At 76.3% G+C, this 4,357-nt stretch carries 1 pseudogene; it reads left to right on the top strand.

Features of this window, described 5'->3' with window-relative positions:
• Nucleotides 1-9: 9 nt before the first annotated feature.
• Nucleotides 10-4,357, top strand: a pseudogene (locus ACFVIM_RS33265) (SDR family NAD(P)-dependent oxidoreductase); the annotation flags it as partial.

Raw genomic sequence — 4,357 nt, 5'->3', positions numbered from 1 at the left:
GCCGGTGGCGGGATGATCGACGAGAGCCGGTTCGCGAGCCTGGCCGCCTCCGGCGTGCCGGTCCTCGACACCGAGGCCGCGCTCGACGCGCTCGCCGTCGTCCTCGGCCAGGACGAGACCGCCGTGGCCGTCGCCGACGCCGACTGGGAGCGGTTCGCGGCCGTCTTCACCCTCGGGCGGCCCAGCCCGCTGCTGGCGGAGCTGGCCGAGCGGCCCGCCGTCCCCACCCGTACCGCCGGGGACGGCGCCTCCGGGCGGCTCGCCGAACGGCTGGAGGGGCTGGACGAGGAGGCACAGCGCGCACTCGTCCTCACCCTCGTACGGGAGCACACGGCACGGGTGCTCGGACACGGCGGCCCGGACGCGGTCGCCGAGGACCGCGCGTTCAAGGACACCGGCTTCGACTCGCTGACCGCCGTCGAACTCCGCAACCGGCTCACCGTTGCCACCGGACTCACCCTGCCCACCACCCTCGTCTTCGACCACCCCAGCCCCGCGCTGCTCGCCGCCCATCTGTGGGAGACGGCACGCGGCACCGTCCGGCGCGTCACCGTCGCCGCGACCGCCGCCGCCGACGGGGAGCCGCTCGCCGTCGTCGGCATGGCCTGCCGCCTGCCCGGCGGCATCGGCGGACCCGAGGAGCTGTGGCGGCTGCTGGCCGGTGGCGGCGAGGCCGTCGGCGACCTCCCCGCCGACCGGGGCTGGGACACCGGTGCCCTCTACGACCCCGACCCCGAACGCCATGGCACCAGCTACACCCGCGCGGGCGGATTCCTCTACGGCGCCGCCGAGTTCGACCACGACTTCTTCGGGATCTCCGCCCGGGAGGCGCTCGCCATGGACCCCCAGCAGCGGCTGCTGCTGGAGACGTCCTGGGAGGCGTTCGAGAGCGCCGGGCTCGTCCCCGCCGACATCAAGGGCAGCGAGACCGGAGTCTTCGCCGGGGTGCTGACCCCCGACTACGGCCAGCCCCACGGGATGCCCGGGGAACTGGAGGGCTACCAGGTCACCGGAGGCGCGCCCAGCGTCGCCTCCGGCCGTATCGCCTACACCTTCGGCCTCGTCGGCCCCGCCGTCACCATCGACACCGCGTGCTCGTCCTCGCTGGTCGCGCTCCATCTGGCCACCCAGGCGCTGCGGAGCGGCGAATGCGAACTCGCCCTCGTCGCGGGCGCGTCCGTGATGGCCACCCCCACCCCGATGATCAGCTTCAGCAGGCAGCGCGCGCTGTCCACCGACGGCCGCTGCCGCTCCTTCGCCGAGGACGCCGACGGCTTCGGTATGGCCGAAGGCGTCGGGGTGCTCCTGGTCGAGCGGCTCTCCGACGCCCGGCGCAAGGGCCACCGGGTACTGGCGGTGGTACGGGGCTCGGCCGTCAACCAGGACGGCGCGTCCAACGGACTGACCGCGCCCAACGGCCCCTCCCAGCAGCGCGTCATCCGCAAGGCCCTCGCCAGCGCGGGCCTCGGCCCCGCCGATGTCGACGCCGTCGAGGCCCACGGCACCGGCACCCGGCTCGGCGACCCCATCGAGGCCCAGGCCCTCCTCGCCACCTACGGCGAGGAACGGCCCGGCGACCGGCCGCTCTGGCTCGGCTCCGCCAAGTCCAACCTGGGGCACACCCAGGCGGCGGCCGGGGTCGTCGGCGTCATCAAGACCGTTCTCGCCCTCTCCCACGCCACCCTGCCCGCCACCCTGCACGCCACCACACCCACCTCGCGCGTCGACTGGTCCTCCGGGGCGGTGCGGCTGCTGACCGAGTCCCGGCCCTGGCCCAGGAACGGCCGCCCGCGCCGGGCGGGCGTCTCCGCCTTCGGGATCAGCGGGACGAACGCGCATGTGATCGTCGAGGAGGCACCGGAGGAGCCCGTCGCGGTCGGTGCGGGGGTGCCGGAGGAGCCGGTCACCGAGGCCCGTGCGACGCCGCCGGGCACCGGTACGGAGGCCCAGGGCGCCCCGGTGGCGGCCGCTGGCGCGGACGTGCCGGGGAAGCCGCTGGCAGCTGTCGGTACGGAGGCTCAGGGCGCCCCGGTGGCGGCCGGTGGCGCGGGAGCGTCCGAGCCGAGCGCGGTCACCCCCCGTCCGGCCCGGCCCGCCGCCCCCTGGCTGCTGAGCGCCCGCACCCCGCGGGCCCTGCGGGAGCGCGCCGCCGCCCTCGTCCCCCACGCCACCGACCCCGCCACCGATCCCTACGCCGTGGCGCGGGCGCTCGCGACGACCCGGGCCCGGTTCGAGGAACGCGCCGTCGTCATCGGCGCGTACGGGGCGGGGCTCGCCGCCCTCGTCGAGGGCGAGGCCGAGGGCCGGATCGCCACCGGCACCGCGCGGACGCTCGGCCGGACCGTGTTCGTCTTCCCCGGCCAGGGCGCCCAGTGGAACGGTATGGCGGTCGAACTCGCCGACACCTCACCGGTCTTCGCCGCCCGCCTCGCCGAGTGCGCCGACGCGCTCGCCGAGTTCACCGACTGGTCCCTCCTGGACGTCCTGCGGGGCGCCGAGGGCGCGCCCACGTTCGACCGGGTCGATGTCGTCCAGCCCGCCTCGTTCGCGGTGATGGTCTCCCTCGCCGCGCTGTGGCGCTCCTACGGCGTCGAACCGGCCGCCGTCGTCGGCCACTCCCAGGGTGAGATCGCCGCCGCCTGTGTCGCCGGGGCCCTCAGCCTCCGCGACGCCGCCCGCGTGGTGTGCCTGCGCAGCCGCGCCATCACCGCCCTCGCCGGGCGCGGCGCCATGGCCATGGTCGCCCTGCCGCCCGAGGAGGCCGCCGAACTGCTCACGCCCTACGACGGCACGCTCTCGATCGCCGCCGTCAACAGCCCCCGCTCGGTCGTCCTGTCCGGCGATCCCGGCGCGCTGGAGGAGGTCGTCCACACCTGCCAGCGCGAACGGCACGTCCGGGCCCGGGTGATCCCCGTCGACTACGCCTCCCACTCCCCGCAGGTCGAGGAGATCCTCCCCGGCCTGCTCGACCTCCTCGCCCCCGTGGCGCCCCGCACCCCCGAAGTGCCGATGTACTCCACCCTCACCGGGGAGTGGATCGACGGACCCGCCCTCGACGCCGCCTACTGGTGCGCCAACCTGCGCCGGCCCGTGCGGTTCGCGGACGCGGTACGGGCCCTCGCCGACCAGGGCCACGGGCTCTTCGTGGAGACCAGTCCCCACCCCGTGCTGCTGGTCTCCGTGGAGGAGTCCGTGGCGGAGCACGAAGGACAGGACCGCTTCCACGCCGTCGGCTCGCTGCGCCGCGACGACGGCGGCCACGACCGCTTCCTCACCAGTGTCGGTGAGGCCTGGGCACACGGCGCGCCGGTCGACTGGGAACGCGTCATCGGCACCGGACCCGTGCCCCCGGTCACCCTGCCCACCTACCCCTTCCAGCGCACCCGGCACTGGATCGAGGCCCCCGCCGACGCGGTGGCCCGCCAGCGCGCCGCCCTGGTCGACGGCTGGCGCTACCAGGTCACCTGGACCCCGCTGGAACTGGAGACCCCCGCGGCCCCGCTCACCGGCGACTGGCTGGTGCTCACCCCCGCCGAGGACGTCAGGACCGATCTCGTACGGGCCGTGCTCGACGGACTCGCCGACCACGGCGCCACCGTCCACGCCGTCCCCGCCGACACCCTCGCCACGCCCGGCGCCCTCGCGGGCGGTATCACCGTCTCCGGTGTCCTCTCGCTCGCCGCCCTCGACGAGCGGCCCGACCCGCGCGAACCCGCCCTCACCCGGGGGCTCGCCGACACCGTCGCCGCCGTGCGCGCCCTCGCGGGCCTCGCCCCCGGCGCGCCGCTCTGGTCCGCCACCCGCTCCGCCGTCAGCACCGGGCCCGCCGACCCCGTACGGCATCCCGCGCAGGCACAGGTGTGGGGCCTGGGCACCGTCCTCGGACTGGACGAGCCCGAGCGGTGGAGCGGACAGATCGATCTGCCCGAGGAACTGGACGGACCGGCCGTCGCCCGGCTCGCCGCGCTGCTCACCGGCGTCAGCGGCGAGAACGAGGTGGCCCTGAGGGACGACGGCGCCCACGCGCGGCGGCTCGTCTCCGCGCCCGCGCCCGACGCCCCGCCGTGGAAACCGCGCGGCACCGTCCTGATCACCGGCGGCACCGGGGCGCTCGGCGCCCACGTCGCCCGCTGGGCCGCCACCCACGGCGCCGCGCGCCTGGTGCTCACCAGCCGCCGGGGCACCGAGGCGCCCGGCGCGAAGGAGCTGTACGACGAACTCACCGCCCACGGCACCGAGGTGACCATCGCCGCCTGTGACGTCGCCGACCGCGACGCCCTCGCCGCCGTCCTCGCGGCCATCCCCGGCGACCAGCCCCTGACCGCCGTCGTCCACACCGCCGGACTCACCCAGGACG

The organism is Streptomyces sp. NPDC057638 (genome assembly GCF_042800315.1).
Classification (GTDB): Bacteria; Actinomycetota; Actinomycetes; order Streptomycetales; family Streptomycetaceae; genus Streptomyces.
The sequence above is the reverse complement of the archived record's forward strand: the minus strand, read 5'-3'. Positions and strand labels throughout refer to the sequence as shown.